We start from the raw sequence: 17,473 nt of genomic DNA, 5'->3' as shown, positions 1-17,473 counted from the left end.
CCACCCAGCAGGAGGGCGGCAAATGAACACCACACGAGAAATCCGACCTGTCGATATGCAGCAGGTTATCGAATTCCTGCGTAAAAACCTGGGCCTCGAAGTGGAAAGCGAAAGCCACTACACCGGCGACATGGACGGCAGCGGAAGCCTGTACAGCACCAGCCACACGGTAAAGCTCGTGCTCGACGGCGAAACCATCAGCTCAATCAGTCTCTAAAGGATAATCCCATGACCAATAACCAGAACCAAGGCGCGAGCATTAAAGCCGAGCGCGAAGAATACAGTGCCTTCAGGGCGTGGTGGCAGGACCACCTCCATGAAGAGGGCAGTTTGCACCCCGAGATCTTCGGCTTCGAGATCTGGAAAGCCGCCCGCCGCACCCCTGCTGCCGCTGCCGGTGCTGGAGAGCTGCCGCCGCTGCCGGAGCCTACCTGTGAAAATGATAATGGGTACATCGTAGTCAGCTATACGAATGAGCAGATGCAGGACTACGCCCGCGCCGCTATCGCAGTTGATCGCGCACAGCGTCAGGCCGCGCATACCGCCGAAATGGCGCAGTGGGCGCTCGACAACGGGCTGAACGTCCCGCCGCAGTGGAATGGTACCGTAACTGATTACGGTACCCCTACGGCCGCGCCAGCCAGCGCACAGCCCGCCGATCCGTGGCATGACGCAGTTTTGGCAGAGTGCATGCGCGTCGAGAGTTGCTATAACGCGGCTGATCCCGCCAAGACGATTAAGGAACTAATCGACTGGCACGCGCAGGAAGCCGCTGGCGTCGCGGAAACGATTAAGGTGCAGGCTGATAACTATATGCGGCTGACGTGTGGCGCACAGCCCGACCAGCGGGAGAGCGCAGCCGAGGGCGAGCCAGAACGCGATCCGCTCTACGAAAAGGCCGTGCAGGTTGTCCGCGCCCACAATCGTGCATCGCTGTCACTGGTGCAGCGGACTCTGGTGCTCGGCTACAACCGCACTGCGCGGCTGTTTGAGGCGATGGAGAAGGAAGGCGTTGTCTCGGCATGCGATGCAAACGGACACAGGACCGTGCTCGCCGCAGCTCCGTCCTTGGCAATAGATTAAAAGGAAGTGAAATGGATGAAATGTTTCTGGACGACGACGAGCTTAAGAGCATGACGCACCGGGTTCAGCGGGCGGCCCAGGCCAAGATGCTACGATCAATGGGAATAGCATTCAAGCAACGCGCTGATGGCTCCCTTGCCGTGCTCCGTTCTCACGTAGAAAGGGAATTCGGCGCAAGTGAAGTGCGTAAGCCGAAGGCTAAGGACTTTCAACCGAACTGGAGTGGGCTGAATGCCTAGGAAGCGCAACAAGGAGAACGTCGGGTTGCCGGCGCGCTGGAAGATGGAGCATGGCGCCGTCTATTACCAGGTGCCTCCGGGGCTTGAAGATCGCTGGGACGGAAAGAAGAAGTTCCGCCTCGGCGCCACCTTGCCTGATGCGTACAAGGAGTGGGCGAAGCGCCTGGAGTCAGTCGACCAGGCCAAGACAATCGGCGCCCTGCTCGACCGCTACGCACTTGAGGTCGTGCCGACCAAGGGCGCTCGGACTCAAGTGGAGAACCAGCGGGCGATCCGGAACCTCCGGGCCGTATTCGGCGCAGCGCCGCTTACCTGGATCCGGCCGCAACATGTCTACCAGTACGCCGACAAGAGGAAGGCAACGCCGGTGGCGGCTAATCGGGCGATCGACGTCCTGTCGCATGCATTCACGATGGCGGTTAAGTGGGGGTATATCGACCGCCACCCGTTTAAGGGTGAAGTCCGCCTGGACGGAGAAAAGCCGCGAGATCGCTACGTCGAGGACTGGGAGCTGATCGAGGTTCTGTCACTCGACAGCAAACGGAAGAAGGGCAGCGTGCTCGTCCTGCAGGCATACATCCGGATCAAGCTGCTGACCGGCTTGCGTCGCGGAGACCTGCTGCGCCTGAAGTGCGCCAGCCTAGACGACGAAGACGGGATTCACGTTACTCCGAGCAAGACACAGGGTAGTAGCGGCAAGCGGCTCATCATCGAGTGGTCGCCAGAGTTGCGCGAGGCGATCGCCGCGGCCAAGGCAGTACGCCCCGTCGATATCTCACCCTGGCTGTTCTGCACCCGGAAGGGTGAAGGTTACATTGACGAGGAAAAGGGAACGGCGAGTGGCTGGGACTCGATGTGGCAGCGCTTCATGGAGCGCATCCTGGCAGAGACCAAGGTCAAGGACAGGTTCACCGAGCATGACTTACGCGCCAAGTGTGCGAGCGATGCCGAGAGCTTGGAACATGCGCGCGCCCTACTCGCACACGCCGACAGCCAGCTCACACAGCGCGTCTATCGCCGCCGGCCGGAGCGAGTAAAGCCTGGAACGATCAAATTTGAGAAGAAGGCTTGAACATGCCACGCCCAAGAAATCCGGAAAATGACGGTTTGCCTAATCGTTGGCGGCGCAGCCGCGGCGCCATCTATTACCAAATCCCGAAGGAACAGCAGCATTTATGGGGAGGAAAGCAGCAAGTCAAACTCGGGCGCACACTCGAGGAGGCAGAAGCGACCTATCAGTCTATGGTCGACAAGCCAGACCCCATTGAAATATGCAAGCTCCGCAATGACGTGAGTGCTAAGGTCGTAAGCAAGAACCGCTGGGCGCAGTTGCATCATTATGACGATTCATGCGGCATCCCGATTGGCTTCTTGCAAGGCATTTATACCAGCTCGCGCACAGGAGCCGCTTTGCGCGGCTATGGTTTTGATCTAATCCCAGCCGACATGGTCATGCTTGCCATGCGCGCACAAGGACGGTGCGAGCTGTCCGGGATCGCTTGGGACTTTAGTAGTAGATCGCTTAGAGGAAAGCGCCCTTGGGCTCCAAGCCTAGATCGTATCGACTCGCTAGAAGGCTATAGCCTGGCAAACTGCCGCCTTGTCGCAGTTGCCGTCAATATTGCTCTCAGTGACTTTGGGGAAGAAATCTTACGGAAGATTGCTGTCGGAATAGCATCGAAATCTAAGATTGAATAGCGCAATCAACACACATAGCGCAATGCCGAATATTTAGGCAATTGCCGATGCTCGTAAGCCCATGAATATATTGAAAATCTTGGCCTGCCCAGCTGGGTTCGAACCAGCGACCCTCAGCTTAGAAGGCTGATGCTCTATCCAACTGAGCTATGGGCAGATGACGGACAGCTTAACTGTCCAGAGGAAATGAAAACGGGCCGTCGAGGACAGCCCGCATTCGAAACGGTGGTCGGAGTACAAGGATTCGAACCTTGGACCCCCTGCTCCCAAAGCAGGTGCGCTACCGGGCTGCGCTACACTCCGATGGGGACGATCATACCCCGCCGGCCCGGAGGCGTCAATGTAAGAGGCTTTGCCTGCATGCAGGCAAAACTTTCCTTCAGGCTTAGACTTCGAAACGCGCGGCGATGCGCTTGGCCATGCTCTCGGCCAGTTCGGCGCTCTTGGCCTCGACCATCACGCGCACCAGGGGTTCGGTACCGGACGGACGGATCAGCACACGGCCGCGGTCGCCGAGTTCGCGCTCGACGGCTTCCTTCTCGCCGACGATCGCATTGTGCTTGGTCCAGTCGAAGCCCGGCTGCACGCGCACATTGATCAGGGTCTGCGGGAACAGCACCAGCTCCTTGCAGCAATCGGCCAGGCTCTGGTTGCCGCGCTTGAGCGCCGACAGCACCTGCAGTGCCGAGACGATGCCGTCGCCGGTCGAGTGCTTGTCCAGGGCCAGCAGGTGGCCGGAGCCTTCGCCGCCGAACAGCCAGCCCTTCTCCTTCATCATTTCCAGCACGTAGCGGTCGCCGACCTTGGCGCGCGCGAAGCCCACGCCCATTTCCTTGAAGGCGACTTCGAGCGCCATATTCGTCATCAGGGTGCCGACCGCGCCCTCGACCTTGCCGGTCGCCATGCGCGCGCGCACCATCACGTACAGCAGCTCGTCGCCGTTGTACAGGCGGCCGTTGGCGTCGCACATGATCAGGCGGTCGGCATCGCCGTCCAGCGCGATGCCGAGGTCGGCCTTGTGCTCGACGACGGCCCGGGCCATCGCCTTGGGCGCGGTGGCGCCGACGCCGTCATTGATGTTGAAGCCGTCCGGCTTGGTGCCCAGCTCGATCACCTCGGCGCCCAGTTCGTGGAAGACGTGGGGGGCGATGGCGTAGGCGGCGCCGTGGGCGCAGTCGACCACGATCTTCAGGCCGCGCAGGTCCAGCTCGCTCGGGAAGCTGCCCTTGCAGAATTCGATGTAACGACCCTGGGCGTCGCGCAGGCGGGTCGCGCGGCCGAGCTTCTCGGACGAAACGCAGCCCATCGGCTGGTCGATCGCTTCCTCGATCTCGAGTTCGACGGCGTCCGGCAGCTTGGTGCCGTGCTCGGAGAAGAACTTGATGCCGTTGTCCTGGAAGGGGTTGTGCGAGGCCGAGATCACGACACCGGCCTGCAGGCGCAGTGCGCGGGTCAGGTAGGCGATCGCCGGGGTCGGCATCGGGCCGGCCAGCATCACGTCGACGCCGGCAGCCGAGAAGCCCGCTTCCAGCGCGGCTTCCAGCAGATAACCGGAAATGCGGGTGTCCTTGCCGATCAGCACGGTCGGACGTCCGCCGGCGCCGGTGCTGCCCTTGGCCAGCACCTTGCCCGCGGCATAGCCGAGCCGCATCACGAAATCGGGGGTGATGGGCGCGACGCCCACCAGGCCGCGTACACCGTCGGTACCAAAATATTTACGTGCCATATTATTCTCTTCTATTCGGTTGGCGGTTCAGTGGTCGGCGAAGGTGGCGTTCCACACCCTGATCGCATCCACCGTCTCTGCCACATCATGGACCCGCACGATGCGGGCGCCCTGTGCTACCGCAGCCAACGCACCACCGAGGCTGCCTGCCAGGCGCTGCTCGACGGGGCGCCCGGTCAGCGCACCGATCATCGACTTGCGCGACAGGCCGGCCAATACAGGAAGGCCCAGTTCGTGCTCCATGCGCTTGATACTACGAAGCAAGGCGACATTATGCTCGACAGTCTTCCCAAAGCCAAATCCGGGATCAATCGTGACGCGCTCCCGCGCAACACCTGCGGCCTCCAGGGCCTCGACGCGCTCGCGCAGGAAGGCGATCACCTCCGCTACCACATCATGGTAAACCGGCTGGGCCTGCATGTCCTGGGGCGTGCCCTGCATATGCATGATGCATAAACCGCAATCGCTGTCCGCCACCGCTTCGATCGCGCCCGGCGCCCTGAAGGCATTGATGTCGTTGATCATGTCGGCGCCGGCGATGATGGCTTCGCGCATCACTTCCGGCTTGCAGGTGTCGATCGACAGCGCATAGCCGAGCTCGCGCAGCGCGAAGATGGCCGGCATCACGCGCGCCAGTTCTTCCTGCACCGGCACGCTGGGCGAGCCGGGACGGGTCGATTCGCCGCCGATGTCGATGATGTCGACGCCGTCCTTGATCATCTGCTCGGCCCGCTCCATGGCGAATTCGAGAGACTGGTAGCGGCCGCCGTCGGAGAAGGAATCGGGGGTGACGTTGAGGATGCCCATCACCAGCGGGCGCTGGGCGAGATCGAAGCCGAAACGGCCACATTGCAGATACTGACGCATGATGAAAAAGATAATCGTGAACAGAAAAAAAGACACCCCGCAGGGTGCCTTTTATGAGAGATCGGCTGGCGCTCAGGCCGGTGCCGGGGCGTTGGTCGCCACGCCGCCGGAATCGCCGCCGCTCGACGGACGCTTGGTCAGCTGGACCGACTTCGGCGGGGTCGGCTCGCGGCCGGCCATGATGTCGTTGATCTGCTCGGCGTCGATGGTTTCCCACTCGAGCAGGGCCTTGGTCATCATTTCGACCTTGTCGCGGTTCTCTTCCAGCAGGCGGCGGGCCAGCGCGTACTGCGAGTCCAGGATGGCGCGGATCTCGGCGTCCACCTTCTGCTGGGTCGCCTCGGAGATGGTCTTGACCGAGCCGCCGAAGAAGCCTTCGTTCGCATCGTCTTCGTAGACCATCACGCCCATGCTTTCCGACATGCCGAAGCGGGTGACCATCGAGCGGGCCAGCTTGGTGGCGCGGGCGAAGTCGTTCGAGGCGCCGGTCGACATCTGGCCGACGAAGATCTCCTCGGCGATACGGCCGCCGAACAGGATCGAGATTTCTTCCAGCATCTTGTCCTTGTAACCGGACAGGCTGTCGTGTTCCGGCAGCTGCCAGGTCAGGCCCAGGGCATAGCCTCGCGGCATGATCGTGACCTTGTGCACCGGATCGGCCTTCGGCAGCAGCTTGGCGATCACCGCGTGGCCGGACTCGTGGTAGGCCGTGTTGCGGCGCTCTTCCTCGCGCATGACCATGGACTTGCGTTCCGGGCCCATGAAGATCTTGTCCTTGGCGTCCTCGAAGTCGCTCATCTCGACCAGGCGCTTGCTGCGGCGCGCGGCGAACAGGGCAGCTTCGTTGACCAGGTTGGCCAGGTCGGCGCCGGAGAAGCCCGGGGTGCCGCGGGCCAGGATGTCGGCCTTCACGTCGGTGCCGATCGGCACTTTACGCATGTGAACGTTCAGGATCTGCTCGCGGCCGCGGATGTCCGGCAGGCCCACCATCACCTGGCGGTCGAAACGGCCCGGACGCAGCAGCGCCTTGTCCAGCACGTCGGCGCGGTTGGTCGCGGCGATCACGATCACGCCCGAGGAGGCTTCAAAGCCGTCCATCTCGACCAGGAGCTGGTTCAGGGTCTGTTCGCGTTCGTCGTTACCGCCGCCCATGCCGGCGCCGCGATGGCGGCCGACGGCGTCGATCTCGTCGATGAAGATGATGCAGGGCGAGTGCTTCTTGGCGTTCTCGAACATGTCGCGGACGCGGCTCGCACCGACGCCGACGAACATCTCGACGAAGTCGGAACCCGAGATCGAGAAGAACGGCACTTTCGCTTCGCCGGCGATGGCGCGCGCCAGCAGGGTCTTGCCGGTACCCGGGGGGCCGACCATCAGCACGCCGCGCGGGATGCGGCCGCCCAGTTTCTGGAACTTGGTCGGGTCCTTCAGGAAGTCGACGATCTCGGCGACTTCTTCCTTGGCTTCGTCGCAGCCGGCGACGTCGGCGAAGGTGACGGTGTTGTTCGTTTCATCCATCATGCGCGCCTTCGACTTGCCGAACGAGAAAGCCCCGCCCTTGCCGCCGCCCTGCATCTGGCGCATGAAGAAGACCCAGACGCCGATCAGCAACAGCATCGGGAACCAGGAAATGAAGACTTGTTGCAGGAAAGACGGCTCTTCCGGCGGTTTGACGTCGAAGTGCACGTTGTTGTCGCGCAGGTCRCCGATCAGGCCGCGGTCCAGCATGGTCGCGGTGGTGCGGACCTTGGTGTCGTCCTGGCGGGTGGCGGTGATGCTCGATCCCTCGATCGTGACATCCTTGATCTTTTTCGCCTTCACGTCATCGAGCAGCTCGGAATAAGCGATCGTCTTGCTGCCGCCCGCGACGCTGTGGTTGTCGAACTGCTTGAACAGCATGAACAACAGCAGCGCGACCACCACCCAGATGGCGGATTTGGAAAACATATTATTCACGAAAACTCCTCTGATGCGGACGCATCTTTTCCCATGTTTCAAACGCGGATTTTACCGCAATAAGCGGGCGGTGCCACGCACGCCCGCCCGTGAAGCCCGCTTTGAAGCTTTATCCCGTCACTATAACGGTTTTTTATTTCCGACGCGCACGAATAAGCATATCTCTGCCCGTCATGATGGCGTCAGCGGCTTCACCAAGCTCACCATCCGTGGCTGATGTGCGGTGTCAATCCCGGAAATCAAGGGTGAAATCGGGAATTAATTCTTGAGACCGCGCCCCAGCAGGAAGATTTCCGAGGATTTATCGCGGCTGGCCTTTGGCTTGATCTGTTTGACCACCTTGAATTCCTTGCGGAAGAGCTCGAGGATTTGCGTGAACCCCATGTCCTTAAAACATTTTACTAACAATGCGCCGGACGGCTTGAGGTGCGCTTGAGAAAACTCAATAGCGATTTCGATCAAATGCTCCATACGCGCCGCATCCGCCGACGGAATCCCGGACAGGTTCGGCGCCATGTCGGACAGCACCAGGTCGACCTGGCGGCCTTCCAGCACCCCGGCCAGCTGGTCGAGCACCTCTTCCTCGCGGAAGTCGCCCTGGATGAAGTGCATGTCGGCGATCGGCTCCATCGGCAGCATGTCCAGGCCGATCATGGTGCCCTTGATGCCGCCGTCCTCGCCGCCGGCCAGCTTGCGCCGCGTGTACTGGCCCCAGCTGCCGGGCGTGCAGCCGAGGTCGACGATCACCTGGCCGGGCTTGATCAGCTTTTCGGCCTCGTCGATCTCTTTCAGCTTGTAGGCTGCACGCGCACGGTAACCCTCTTTCTGTGCCAATTTGACATACGGGTCGTTAATGTGGTCGTGTATCCAGTTTTTATTGAATTTGTTCTTGGCCATTGGCGTAAAATACTGCTTTTATCAGGTACATCAAAAAAGAACCATTATGATCAAACTTACACCGGCCGAGCGCTCAGCCCTTCGTGCTGAAGCCCACGGGCTCAATCCCGTCGTCATGATCGGCGAAGCCGGCCTGACCGAGGCCGTCATGAAAGAAATCTCGTCCAGCCTGGACGCACACGGCCTGATCAAGGTACGTGTGTTCGGCGACGACCGCGAGGAACGCGTCGCCATCTACGAACGGATCAGCGAAGAACTGGACGCGGCGCCCGTGCAGCATATCGGCAAGCTGCTGGTCCTGTATCGTCCGAAGAAGGAAGCGGTCAAGGAACGCTCGACCAAGGCCGGCAAGGGCATGCGCGAAGTCACCATCGTCAAGCCGAGCCCGAGCGGCACCAAGAAGCCGAGCGTCACCAAGGTCCTGCTCAAGGGTAACGAGCGCGTGACCCAGGGCGGCAACATCAAGCGCGTCAAGCCGCGCCAGGCCAGCACCAAGAAAACCGCACTGAAGTAATACAAACCGGGCCAGTCCCGGTTTTTTTACACCCTACCTCGATTTCACGACCAGCACGGCACCCAGCACGCTCTCGACCAGGTAGCACAACTGGGACACCCCATGCAGCGCCGCGAACGTACCCCACTGCGGCGACGCCCTCACCCCGGCCGGGCCGGCCGACTCGCGGATCGCCGCCATCGCCGGCTGCAGCCCGAGATAGACGACCAGGCTGCAGGCCAGCATCCCGCCGATGCACCAGAACAGCCAGCGGCGCCGCTTCGCATCGAGGTCGGCGGAGCGCCAGGCCAGCACGGCCAGCAGCAGCGCCAGCACGATCGAGAGCCAGGCCTCGCGCGTCAGCATCATGCCCACCACCGAGCCCGCCTGCGTGCTGTCCAGCACCGCGAAGGCGCTCGGCGCGGCCAGATAGCTGACGCCCCACACGCTGCCGGCCCACAGGGCGGCGAGCAACAGCCGGGCGTTGGCGACCTGCGCGTCTGCGGCGGCGGCTTTCACGTCAGACGTAGCGGACTTCGAGGATCTCGTATTCGCGCGGACCGGACGGGGCCTGCACTTCGACCACGTCGCCGGCGTACTTGCCGATCAGGGCGCGCGCGATCGGCGAGGTCACCGACACCTTGCTCAGCTTGAGGTCGGCTTCATCGATGCCGACGATCTGGTAGGTCACTTTCTGGCCTTCCTCGAGGTCTTCGAGGTCGACGGTCGAGGCGAACACCACGCGGCCTTCGGCGTCGAGGGTGGCCGGGTCGATGATCTGGGCCGTGGACAGCTTCGCCTCCAGTTCCGCGATGCGGCCCTCGACGAAGGCCTGGCGCTCCTTGGCGGCATCGTATTCGGCGTTTTCGGACAGGTCACCATGCGAACGCGCCTCGGCGATCGCATCGATCACATTGCGGCGCTCCTTGGTCTTGAGCTGGTGCAGCTCCTCCTTCAGGAGTTCGGCGCCGTGTTTGGTCAATGGAGTATTCATGATTATCCGTCGAAAGACAAAAGTAAAACCACAGAGTCACACGGCGCCAGCCGCGCGAACTCTGTGGTTATCGGTACTGCTCTTGATGCTTAGTTTAAGGTTTTATGCAGGCCTTGTAAATCATAGACCCGCAACTCGTCGAGGTGACTCATGCCCTGCACCGCCGCTTCGGCGCCGGCGATGGTCGTGTAGGTCACGACACGCGCCTGCAGTGCCGAGGTACGGATGGTGCGCGAATCGTTGATCGCGCTGCGCTTTTCCTCGACCGTGTTCACCACCATCGCAATCTCGTGATTCTTGATCATGTCGACGATGTGCGGACGTCCTTCCAGCACCTTGTTGACCGCGGTGACCGGGATGCCGGCGGCGGAGATGACCGCCGCGGTGCCCTTGGTGGCCACCAGCGAGAAGCCCAGCGCCACCAGGTCGCGCGCCACGGCCACGGTGCGCGGCTTGTCGGAACCCTTCACCGACAGGAACACGCGGCCCGAGGTCGGCAGGTTGACGCTGGCCGCCAGCTGCGACTTCACGAAGGCTTCGCCAAAGGTCATGCCCACGCCCATCACTTCGCCGGTCGACTTCATTTCCGGGCCGAGGATGGTGTCCACGCCCGGGAATTTCACGAACGGGAACACGGCTTCCTTGACGCTGTAGAACGGCGGGACGACCTCTTTCGTCACGCCCTGCTGGGCCAGGGTCTKGCCCRCCATGCAGCGCGCSGCGATCTTGGCCAGCTGCAGGCCGGTCGCCTTCGAGACGAAAGGCACGGTACGCGAAGCGCGCGGGTTCACTTCCAGCACATACACGGTGTCCTGGACCTTGCCGTCCACTTCGGCGCGCTGGATCGCGAACTGCACGTTCATCAGGCCGACCACGTTCAGGGCCTTGGCCATCAGCGAGGTCTGGCGCTTCAGCTCATCGATGGTCTCCTGCGACAGCGAGTACGGCGGCAGCGAGCAGGCSGAGTCGCCCGAGTGCACGCCGGCCTGTTCGATGTGTTCCATCACGCCGCCGATGAAGGTGGTCTCGCCGTCCGAGATGCAATCCACATCCACTTCGATCGCGTCGTTCAGGAATCGGTCCAGCAGCACCGGCGAATCGTTCGACACCTTGACGGCCTCGCGCATGTAGCGCTCGAGGTCGCGCTGCTCGTGGACGATCTCCATCGCGCGGCCGCCCAGCACGTAGGACGGGCGCACCACCAGCGGGTAACCGATCTCGGTGGCCAGCTTCAGCGCCTCTTCCTCGGTGCGCGCGGTGCGGTTCGGCGGCTGGCGCAGGCCCAGCTTCTGCAGCAGCTGCTGGAAGCGCTCGCGGTCCTCGGCGGCGTCGATCATGTCCGGCGAGGTGCCGATGATGGGCACGCCGTTGGCTTCGAGGTCCAGCGCCAGCTTCAGCGGGGTCTGGCCGCCGTACTGGACGATCACGCCTTCCGGCTTCTCGAGGTCGACGATTTCCAGCACGTCTTCCAGGGTCAGCGATTCGAAGTACAGGCGGTCCGAGGTATCGTAGTCGGTCGACACGGTCTCCGGATTGCAGTTGACCATGATGGTCTCGTAGCCGTCTTCGCGCATGGCGAGCGCCGCGTGCACGCAGCAGTAGTCGAACTCGATGCCCTGGCCGATCCGGTTCGGGCCGCCGCCCAGCACCATGATCTTCTTCTTGTCGGTCGGGTTCGACTCGCACTCTTCGTCATAGGTCGAGTACATGTAGGCGGTGTTGGTCGCGAACTCGCCGGCGCAGGTGTCGACGCGCTTGTAGACCGGACGAATGCCCAGCGCGTGACGGCGCTCGCGCACGGCTTGCGGCGTGGTCTGCATCAGGAAGGCCAGGCGGCGGTCCGAGAAGCCTTTCTGCTTCAGCTTGTACAGGGTCGGCTTGTCCAGGCTTTCCAGCGTCTGGTGATCCAGCCACAGCTCGATGTCGACGATTTCCTTGATCTGGATGAGGAACCACGGATCGATCTTGGTCAGCGCATGCACTTCTTCCAGGGTGAAGCCCTGGGCGAAGGCGTCGCCCACGTACCAGATGCGTTCCGGACCCGGCTCGCCCAGTTCTTCCTCGATCTTCTCGCGGTCACGGGTCTTTTCGTTCAGGCCGTCGACGCCGACTTCCAGTCCGCGCAGGGCCTTCTGGAAGGATTCCTGGAAGGTGCGGCCGATCGCCATGACTTCGCCGACCGATTTCATCTGGGTGGTCAGGTGCTTGTCCGCTGCCGGGAATTTCTCGAAGGTGAAGCGCGGGATCTTGGTGACCACGTAGTCGATCGAAGGCTCGAACGAGGCCGGGGTCRSGCCGCCGGTGATKTCGTTGCGCAGTTCGTCGAGCGTGAAACCAACCGCGAGCTTCGCCGCAATTTTTGCAATGGGGAAGCCGGTCGCTTTCGACGCCAATGCCGACGAACGCGACACGCGCGGGTTCATCTCGATCACGATCATGCGGCCGTCGGCCGGGTTGATCGAGAACTGCACGTTCGAGCCGCCGGTGTCGACGCCGATCTCGCGCAGCACGTTGATCGACGCGTTGCGCATGATCTGGTATTCCTTGTCGGTCAGCGTCTGCGCCGGCGCGACGGTGATCGAGTCGCCGGTGTGCACGCCCATCGGATCCAGGTTCTCGATCGAGCACACGATGATGCAGTTGTCGGCCTTGTCGCGCACGACTTCCATCTCGTACTCTTTCCAGCCCAGCAGCGATTCCTCGATCAGCAGCTCGCTGGTCGGCGAGGCTTCCAGGCCGCGCTTGCAGATCGCTTCGAATTCTTCTTCGTTGTAGGCGATGCCGCCGCCCGAACCGCCCATGGTGAAGGACGGACGGATGATGACCGGGAAGCCCAGCTCGCGCTGCGCGGCGCGCGATTCGTCCATCGAGTGGGCGATGTAGGAACGTGCGGAGCCCAGGCCGATCTTGGTCATCGCATCCTTGAACTTGGCGCGGTCCTCGGCCTTGTCGATCGCTTCCGGCGAGGCGCCGATCAGCTCGACCTTGTACTTGTCCAGCACGCCGTTGCGGTGCAGGTCGAGCGCGCAGTTCAGCGCGGTCTGGCCGCCCATGGTCGGCAGGATCGCGTCGGGACGTTCCTTCTCGATGATGCGCTCGACCGCCTTCCAGGTGATCGGCTCGATGTAGGTGACGTCGGCCGTTTCCGGGTCGGTCATGATGGTCGCCGGGTTCGAGTTGACCAGGATGACCTTGTAGCCTTCTTCGCGCAGGGCCTTGCAGGCCTGGGCGCCGGAGTAATCGAACTCCACCGCCTGGCCGATCACGATCGGACCGGCGCCAATGATCAGGATAGATTTAATGTCGGAACGCTTTGGCATTTACTTCTTCTCCTGAACTTGAGCTTGAGCTTGCATGAGGCTGATGAAACGGTCGAACAGATACGAAACATCGGTCGGGCCGGGCGAGGCTTCCGGGTGGCCCTGGAAGCAGAAGGCCGGCTTGTCGGTGCGCTCGAAGCCCTGCAGCGAGCCGTCGAACAGCGAGACGTGGGTCACGCGGCAGTTGGCCGGCAGCGTGGTGGAGTCCACCGCGAAGCCATGGTTCTGCGAGGTGATCAGGACCTTCTTCGAATCGAGGTCCTGCACCGGATGGTTGGCGCCGTGGTGGCCGAACTTCATCTTGACGGTCTTGGCGCCCGAGGCCAGCGCCATGATCTGGTGGCCGAGGCAGATGCCGAATGTCGGGATGCCGGAATCGATCACCTGCTTGGCCGCCTCGATCGCGTAGTCGCAGGCGGCCGGGTCGCCGGGGCCGTTGGCCAGGAAGATGCCGTCCGGGTTCAGCGCCAGCGCTTCCGCGGCGGTGGCTTGCGCCGGCAGCACGGTGACGCGGCAGCCGCGTTCGGCCAGCATGCGCAGGATGTTGCGCTTGACGCCGTAGTCGAAGGCGACCACGTGGAATTGCGGCTTGTCCTGCTTGCCGAAGCCCTGGCCCAGCTTCCACTCGGTCTCGGTGAATTCATACGGCTCCTTGACCGACACGACCTTGGCCAGGTCCATGCCGTTCAGGCCCGGGAAGGAACGCGCCAGTTCGAGCGCCTGGGCTTCCGACGGTTCCACGCCCTGCTGGGCGGTCAGGATGGCGCCGTTCTGGGCCCCCTTCTCGCGCAGGATGCGGGTCAGCTTGCGCGTGTCGATGCCGGCGATGGCGACCACGTTTTCCTGCTTCAGGTAGTCCGCCAGCGATTGGGTCGAGCGGAAGTTCGACGCCAGCAGCGGCAGGTCGCGGATGATGAGGCCGGCGGCGTGCACTTTCGAGGCCTCCACGTCGGCCGGGTTCACGCCCTGGTTGCCGATGTGCGGGTACGTCAGGGTGACGATCTGACGCGAATAGCTGGGGTCGGTAAGGATCTCCTGGTAGCCCGTGATCGCGGTGTTGAACACCACTTCACCGGTCGTGTGACCGATGGCTCCGATCGAATATCCTTTGAAAATGGTTCCGTCTGCGAGGGCCAGGATGGCTGGAACGGCTGGGCCAGAAAAAAATGGCGGCAAGGGCAACTCTCCAAGAAGGTTGCCGTAGCTGCGCCACGTCAGACTGACCTTCGGGTACGCCGCGACGATAGGTCTACCGTGGGCGCGAGGTCTACAGAATGATGATGTAAGTGGGTATGCGCTACGGCAGGTGAGTGATGGATAAACTTCCGAATTATAGCGCGAATCCGCCTATCCGGCAATCGTCCATCCCTGCACCCGCCTGCCGTTCCCCTTAGGAAATTACAGACCCAGGGCGGCGATGCCGGCCTTGGCGATCTGCGCATCCTCGGTCGATTTCACGCCCGAGACGCCGACCGCGCCGACGGTGCGGCCGTCGACCACGATGGGCACGCCGCCTTCCAGCATGCCCTGCAGTTCCGGTGCGCTCAGGAAGGACACGCGGCCGTTGTTGATCATGTCTTCATAGATCTTCGATTCGCGGCAGCCGAGGGCGGCGGTCTTGGCCTTCTGCGGCGCGATGTAGGACGAGATCGGGGCGGTACCGTCCATGCGCTGCAGCCACAGCAGGTGGCCGCCGTCGTCGACGATCGAGATCACGACGTTCCATTTATTGGTGACGGCTTCCTGCTCGGCGGCGGCGGCGATCTTCTTGGCGTCTTCGAGGGTCAGAACTGGCTTGGTTTGCATCGTGTCTTCCTTGTTGTCGTGGTGATGAATTCTTCAGGGGGCCGGGGTCAGCTGCATGGCCTTGAGCCTGGCCTTCAGCTGCGGCATGACGCTTGCTGCGGCCTGTTCGCCGGCCAGCACCGCCAGGTTCCGGCCGTTGAAGTCGGCGCTGCCCATCGCGCCCAGCGCCGGCGTGATGACGACGTCGGCTTCCTTCAGCTCGTGCTGGTTGAGGCGCTGGCCCATGATGGTAAAGGTCTGCATCAGGACGTCAAGCGAGCTGGCCGTGGCCTGGGCCTCGGTCGCGCTCGAGATGTTGACGGCGATGATGAACTCGGCGCCCATCTCCTTGGCGAAGCGCACCGGCACCGGCGCCACCAGGCCGCCGTCGACATAGGTCTTGCCGGCGATGCTGACGGGCTGGAACACGCTCGGCACGGCCGAGGAGGCGCGCACCGCCATGCCGGTGTTCCCGCGCCGGAACAGGATGGGCTGGCCGGTCTTCAGGTCGGTCGCTACCGCGCCGAAGGGGATCTTCAGCTTTTCGATCGGCAGGTTGTGGACCGCCTTGTTGACGTAGGCCTGCAGCGCCTCCCCTTTCAGCACGCCGGACGACTTGCTGAAGAAAGGCAGGGCCCAGTCCGAGATCGAAGCCTCGTCCATCTCCATCGCCATCTTCTGCAGGGTGAAGCCGTTGTAGCCGTAGGCGTACATCGAGCCGACCACCGAGCCGGCGCTGGTGCCGACCACGATGTCGGGCACGATGCCCTGGGCTTCGAGGGCCTTGATCACGCCGATGTGGGCAAAGCCGCGCGCGGCGCCGCCGCCGAGGGCGAGGCCGATCTTCACATGGCGCGGCTGCGGTGCCGGGGCGGCGGCGATGGGTGCGGAAGGCTGGATGGGTGCGCTGCCGCAGCCGGCGAGCAGCAGGGCCGCGGCCGTGGCGGACAGGAGGGAGCGTCGAGACAGCATGGATCCGGAGCTTGGGGGTAAAGCTGGGATTGTAACCCGAGTCTGCTTGCTGCTGACGTAGATGAAGCTTAAGCCGCCCCACTCACCCCGGCAAGGAAGTATTCGGCAACACCGCCGTAAACACACTCCCCTGCCCCGCCTGCGAGGAAATGGTCAGCTTCCCGCCATGCCGCAGCAGCACGTGCTTGACGATCGCCAGCCCCAGCCCCGTGCCCTGGGTCTCGCGCGAGCGGCTCTTGTCGACGCGGTAGAAGCGCTCGGTCAGGCGCGAGATGTGCTGTTCGTCGATGCCGATGCCGGTGTCCGTCACCGAGAAGCGCAGGTCGTTCGCACCGCGCTCCCAGGCCAGCTTGATGCTGCCGCCTTCCGGCGTGTAGCGCACCGCATTGGTCGCCAGGTTGCCGAAGGCGCTGCGCAGTTCGTCCAGGCTGCCCATCACGTCCGGACCGTCGACGGTGAAGTCGATCGTGTGGCGGCCGTTCGACAGCGCGCGCGCATCCAGCGCCACCTGCTCGACCAGGGTCTTGACGTCGACCCGCTCGCGCTTGAGCGGATAGTCGCTCGATTCCAGGCGCGACAGGGTCAGCATGTCCTCGATCAGGCGCTGCATGCGCTGGGCCTGTTCGGTCATCAGCTTCAGGTGGGCCACGCGGGTGCGCTCGTCCATCCCCGGGTCGGCCATGGCGATCTCGAGGAAGCCGACCACCACCGTCAGCGGCGTGCGCAGCTCGTGCGAGGCGTTGGCGATGAAGTCGCGGCGCATCGCCTCGATCCTTTCGGTCTCGGTGGCGTCGTGGGTCACCAGGATCTGCCGCCGGTTCTCGAAGGGGATGATCTGCACTACCAGCTTGCGGCCGCGGAAGGACAAGGTCAGCGGCTGCTCGTAGCGGCCGAGGATGATGTAGTCGATGAATTCCGGATGGCGGATCAGGTTGGTGACGCGGCGGCCCTTGTCCTTCTCCAGGGTCAGGCCCAGGTGGCGCTCGGCGGCCGGGTTGCACCATTCCAGGAACAGCACGTCGTCCATGATCGCCACCCCTTCCGGCAGCAGGTGCATGGCCTGGCGGAAGCGCGCCAGCCATTCGGCCAGCTCGTTCTGGTTACGCTCGTCGTCGCGGCGCAGTCTATACAAGCGGGCGAAGACATCGGTCCAGGAACCCCAGCCGTCGGGCAGGCGGCTGCTGTGCGGATGGTCCAGCCATTCGCCCAGCTGGTGCAGGTAGGCCAGTTGCACCACCAGCAGGGTCATGGTGATGAGCAGCGCCAGCGACAGCCCGGCCACCATGCCGAACAGCCACCAGGCGACGCCGGCGGCCAGGAACACGAGGCCCAGGCGCAGCAGCGCGGGCACCCAGAACAGCAGGCGCGGATGCATGCCGGCGGCTGCCGGCGCGGACGACGGCGTGGGCGCGGCGACGCTGGCGTCCGGCGCGGGCTCCTGAG

General features: G+C 63.1%; 17 protein-coding genes and 2 tRNA genes. 6 read left to right on the top strand and 13 right to left on the bottom strand.

The window, feature by feature from the left end:
• The 5 genes from AC1DIX_RS18055 to AC1DIX_RS18035 all read left to right on the top strand — a co-directional run.
• Nucleotides 1-217, top strand: a 217-nt coding sequence (locus tag AC1DIX_RS18055; protein ID WP_477326220.1) for a hypothetical protein, incomplete at its 5' end; no start/stop codon positions are given.
• 11 nt (nucleotides 218-228) lie between these two features.
• Nucleotides 229-1,083 carry a DNA translocase FtsK gene (locus AC1DIX_RS18050; RefSeq protein WP_477326218.1) on the top strand — a complete coding sequence of 285 codons (855 nt, stop codon included), beginning with the start codon at nucleotides 229-231 and terminating at the stop codon, nucleotides 1,081-1,083.
• Between the two features lie 11 nt (nucleotides 1,084-1,094).
• Entirely contained in the window at nucleotides 1,095-1,322 is a 228-nt protein-coding gene (locus AC1DIX_RS18045; RefSeq protein ID WP_477326216.1) for a DUF4224 domain-containing protein, read from the top strand.
• Nucleotides 1,315-2,394 carry a tyrosine-type recombinase/integrase gene (locus tag AC1DIX_RS18040; protein WP_477326214.1) on the top strand — a complete coding sequence of 360 codons (1,080 nt, stop codon included), beginning with the start codon at nucleotides 1,315-1,317 and terminating at the stop codon, nucleotides 2,392-2,394. Before AC1DIX_RS18045 ends, AC1DIX_RS18040 begins: the two co-directional genes overlap by 8 nt.
• Nucleotides 2,391-3,020, top strand: coding sequence for a hypothetical protein (locus AC1DIX_RS18035; RefSeq protein ID WP_477326212.1), 630 nt, complete (start codon nucleotides 2,391-2,393; stop codon nucleotides 3,018-3,020). The genes AC1DIX_RS18040 and AC1DIX_RS18035 overlap by 4 nt, the downstream gene beginning before the upstream one ends.
• Nucleotides 3,021-3,100: 80 nt before the next feature.
• Here AC1DIX_RS18035 and AC1DIX_RS18030 read toward each other — a convergent pair.
• The 6 genes from AC1DIX_RS18030 to AC1DIX_RS18005 all read right to left on the bottom strand — a co-directional run bounded on the left by AC1DIX_RS18030 (nucleotide 3,101) and on the right by AC1DIX_RS18005 (nucleotide 8,466).
• Nucleotides 3,101-3,177, bottom strand: a tRNA-Arg gene (locus AC1DIX_RS18030).
• 69 nt (nucleotides 3,178-3,246) lie between these two features.
• Nucleotides 3,247-3,323, bottom strand: a tRNA-Pro gene (locus AC1DIX_RS18025).
• A gap of 82 nt (nucleotides 3,324-3,405) precedes the next feature.
• On the bottom strand, nucleotides 3,406-4,746 hold the full coding sequence (gene glmM / locus AC1DIX_RS18020) for a phosphoglucosamine mutase (protein ID WP_477326210.1): 1,341 nt from the start codon (nucleotides 4,744-4,746) through the stop codon (nucleotides 3,406-3,408).
• A gap of 27 nt (nucleotides 4,747-4,773) precedes the next feature.
• Nucleotides 4,774-5,613: a dihydropteroate synthase gene (gene folP / locus AC1DIX_RS18015; protein WP_477326208.1), complete on the bottom strand. Its 840-nt coding sequence runs from the start codon at nucleotides 5,611-5,613 to the stop codon at nucleotides 4,774-4,776.
• A 72-nt stretch (nucleotides 5,614-5,685) separates the two neighbouring features.
• Entirely contained in the window at nucleotides 5,686-7,569 is a 1,884-nt protein-coding gene (gene ftsH / locus AC1DIX_RS18010; RefSeq protein ID WP_442123149.1) for an ATP-dependent zinc metalloprotease FtsH, read from the bottom strand.
• A gap of 258 nt (nucleotides 7,570-7,827) precedes the next feature.
• Nucleotides 7,828-8,466 (bottom strand): RlmE family RNA methyltransferase, encoded by a 639-nt coding sequence (locus AC1DIX_RS18005; RefSeq protein WP_442123150.1) that lies wholly within the window; start codon nucleotides 8,464-8,466, stop codon nucleotides 7,828-7,830.
• 46 nt (nucleotides 8,467-8,512) lie between these two features.
• On the opposite strand from AC1DIX_RS18005, the gene yhbY reads away from it, so the two are divergent.
• A complete protein-coding gene (gene yhbY / locus AC1DIX_RS18000; protein ID WP_442123151.1) occupies nucleotides 8,513-8,980 on the top strand; it encodes a ribosome assembly RNA-binding protein YhbY in 468 nt (155 codons plus the stop codon).
• A gap of 33 nt (nucleotides 8,981-9,013) precedes the next feature.
• Here yhbY and AC1DIX_RS17995 read toward each other — a convergent pair whose 3' ends face one another.
• From AC1DIX_RS17995 to phoR, 7 genes are all read right to left on the bottom strand, one after another.
• The gene (locus AC1DIX_RS17995) at nucleotides 9,014-9,478 is read right to left on the bottom strand and encodes a DUF4149 domain-containing protein (protein ID WP_477326206.1); all 465 of its coding nucleotides are present in this window, start codon (nucleotides 9,476-9,478) and stop codon (nucleotides 9,014-9,016) included.
• A gap of 1 nt (nucleotide 9,479) precedes the next feature.
• Complete coding sequence (gene greA, locus AC1DIX_RS17990) at nucleotides 9,480-9,956, bottom strand: transcription elongation factor GreA (protein WP_477326228.1); 477 nt, start codon at nucleotides 9,954-9,956, stop codon at nucleotides 9,480-9,482.
• 86 nt (nucleotides 9,957-10,042) lie between these two features.
• Nucleotides 10,043-13,273 carry a carbamoyl-phosphate synthase large subunit gene (gene carB, locus AC1DIX_RS17985; RefSeq protein WP_477326204.1) on the bottom strand — a complete coding sequence of 1,077 codons (3,231 nt, stop codon included), beginning with the start codon at nucleotides 13,271-13,273 and terminating at the stop codon, nucleotides 10,043-10,045.
• On the bottom strand, nucleotides 13,274-14,449 hold the full coding sequence (gene carA, locus AC1DIX_RS17980) for a glutamine-hydrolyzing carbamoyl-phosphate synthase small subunit (RefSeq protein WP_477326202.1): 1,176 nt from the start codon (nucleotides 14,447-14,449) through the stop codon (nucleotides 13,274-13,276).
• Nucleotides 14,450-14,671: 222 nt separating this feature from the next.
• Nucleotides 14,672-15,079 (bottom strand): GlcG/HbpS family heme-binding protein, encoded by a 408-nt coding sequence (locus tag AC1DIX_RS17975; RefSeq protein WP_477326200.1) that lies wholly within the window; start codon nucleotides 15,077-15,079, stop codon nucleotides 14,672-14,674.
• Nucleotides 15,080-15,112: 33 nt separating this feature from the next.
• A complete protein-coding gene (locus AC1DIX_RS17970) occupies nucleotides 15,113-16,030 on the bottom strand; it encodes a patatin-like phospholipase family protein (RefSeq protein WP_477326198.1) in 918 nt (305 codons plus the stop codon).
• 82 nt (nucleotides 16,031-16,112) lie between these two features.
• Nucleotides 16,113-17,405 (bottom strand): phosphate regulon sensor histidine kinase PhoR, encoded by a 1,293-nt coding sequence (phoR, locus tag AC1DIX_RS17965; protein ID WP_477326226.1) that lies wholly within the window; start codon nucleotides 17,403-17,405, stop codon nucleotides 16,113-16,115.
• Nucleotides 17,406-17,473: the final 68 nt, after the last annotated feature.

This window comes from Massilia sp. 05N420 (genome assembly GCF_056397205.1).
The sequence above is the reverse complement of the archived record's forward strand: the minus strand, read 5'-3'. Positions and strand labels throughout refer to the sequence as shown.

What these genes read in the sequence shown, in the direction of transcription:
- yhbY (WP_442123151.1), top strand. Translation starts at nt 8,513, where the DNA reads ATGATCAAACTTACACCGGCCGAGCGCTCAGCCCTTCGTGCTGAAGCC.
- AC1DIX_RS17975 (WP_477326200.1), bottom strand. Translation starts at nt 15,079, where the DNA reads ATGCAAACCAAGCCAGTTCTGACCCTCGAAGACGCCAAGAAGATCGCC.
- AC1DIX_RS17970 (WP_477326198.1), bottom strand. Translation starts at nt 16,030, where the DNA reads ATGCTGTCTCGACGCTCCCTCCTGTCCGCCACGGCCGCGGCCCTGCTG.
- glmM (WP_477326210.1), bottom strand. Translation starts at nt 4,746, where the DNA reads ATGGCACGTAAATATTTTGGTACCGACGGTGTACGCGGCCTGGTGGGC.
- AC1DIX_RS18045 (WP_477326216.1), top strand. Translation starts at nt 1,095, where the DNA reads ATGGATGAAATGTTTCTGGACGACGACGAGCTTAAGAGCATGACGCAC.
- AC1DIX_RS18005 (WP_442123150.1), bottom strand. Translation starts at nt 8,466, where the DNA reads ATGGCCAAGAACAAATTCAATAAAAACTGGATACACGACCACATTAAC.
- AC1DIX_RS18040 (WP_477326214.1), top strand. Translation starts at nt 1,315, where the DNA reads ATGCCTAGGAAGCGCAACAAGGAGAACGTCGGGTTGCCGGCGCGCTGG.
- folP (WP_477326208.1), bottom strand. Translation starts at nt 5,613, where the DNA reads ATGCGTCAGTATCTGCAATGTGGCCGTTTCGGCTTCGATCTCGCCCAG.
- AC1DIX_RS18050 (WP_477326218.1), top strand. Translation starts at nt 229, where the DNA reads ATGACCAATAACCAGAACCAAGGCGCGAGCATTAAAGCCGAGCGCGAA.
- phoR (WP_477326226.1), bottom strand. Translation starts at nt 17,405, where the DNA reads ATGCATCCGCGCCTGCTGTTCTGGGTGCCCGCGCTGCTGCGCCTGGGC.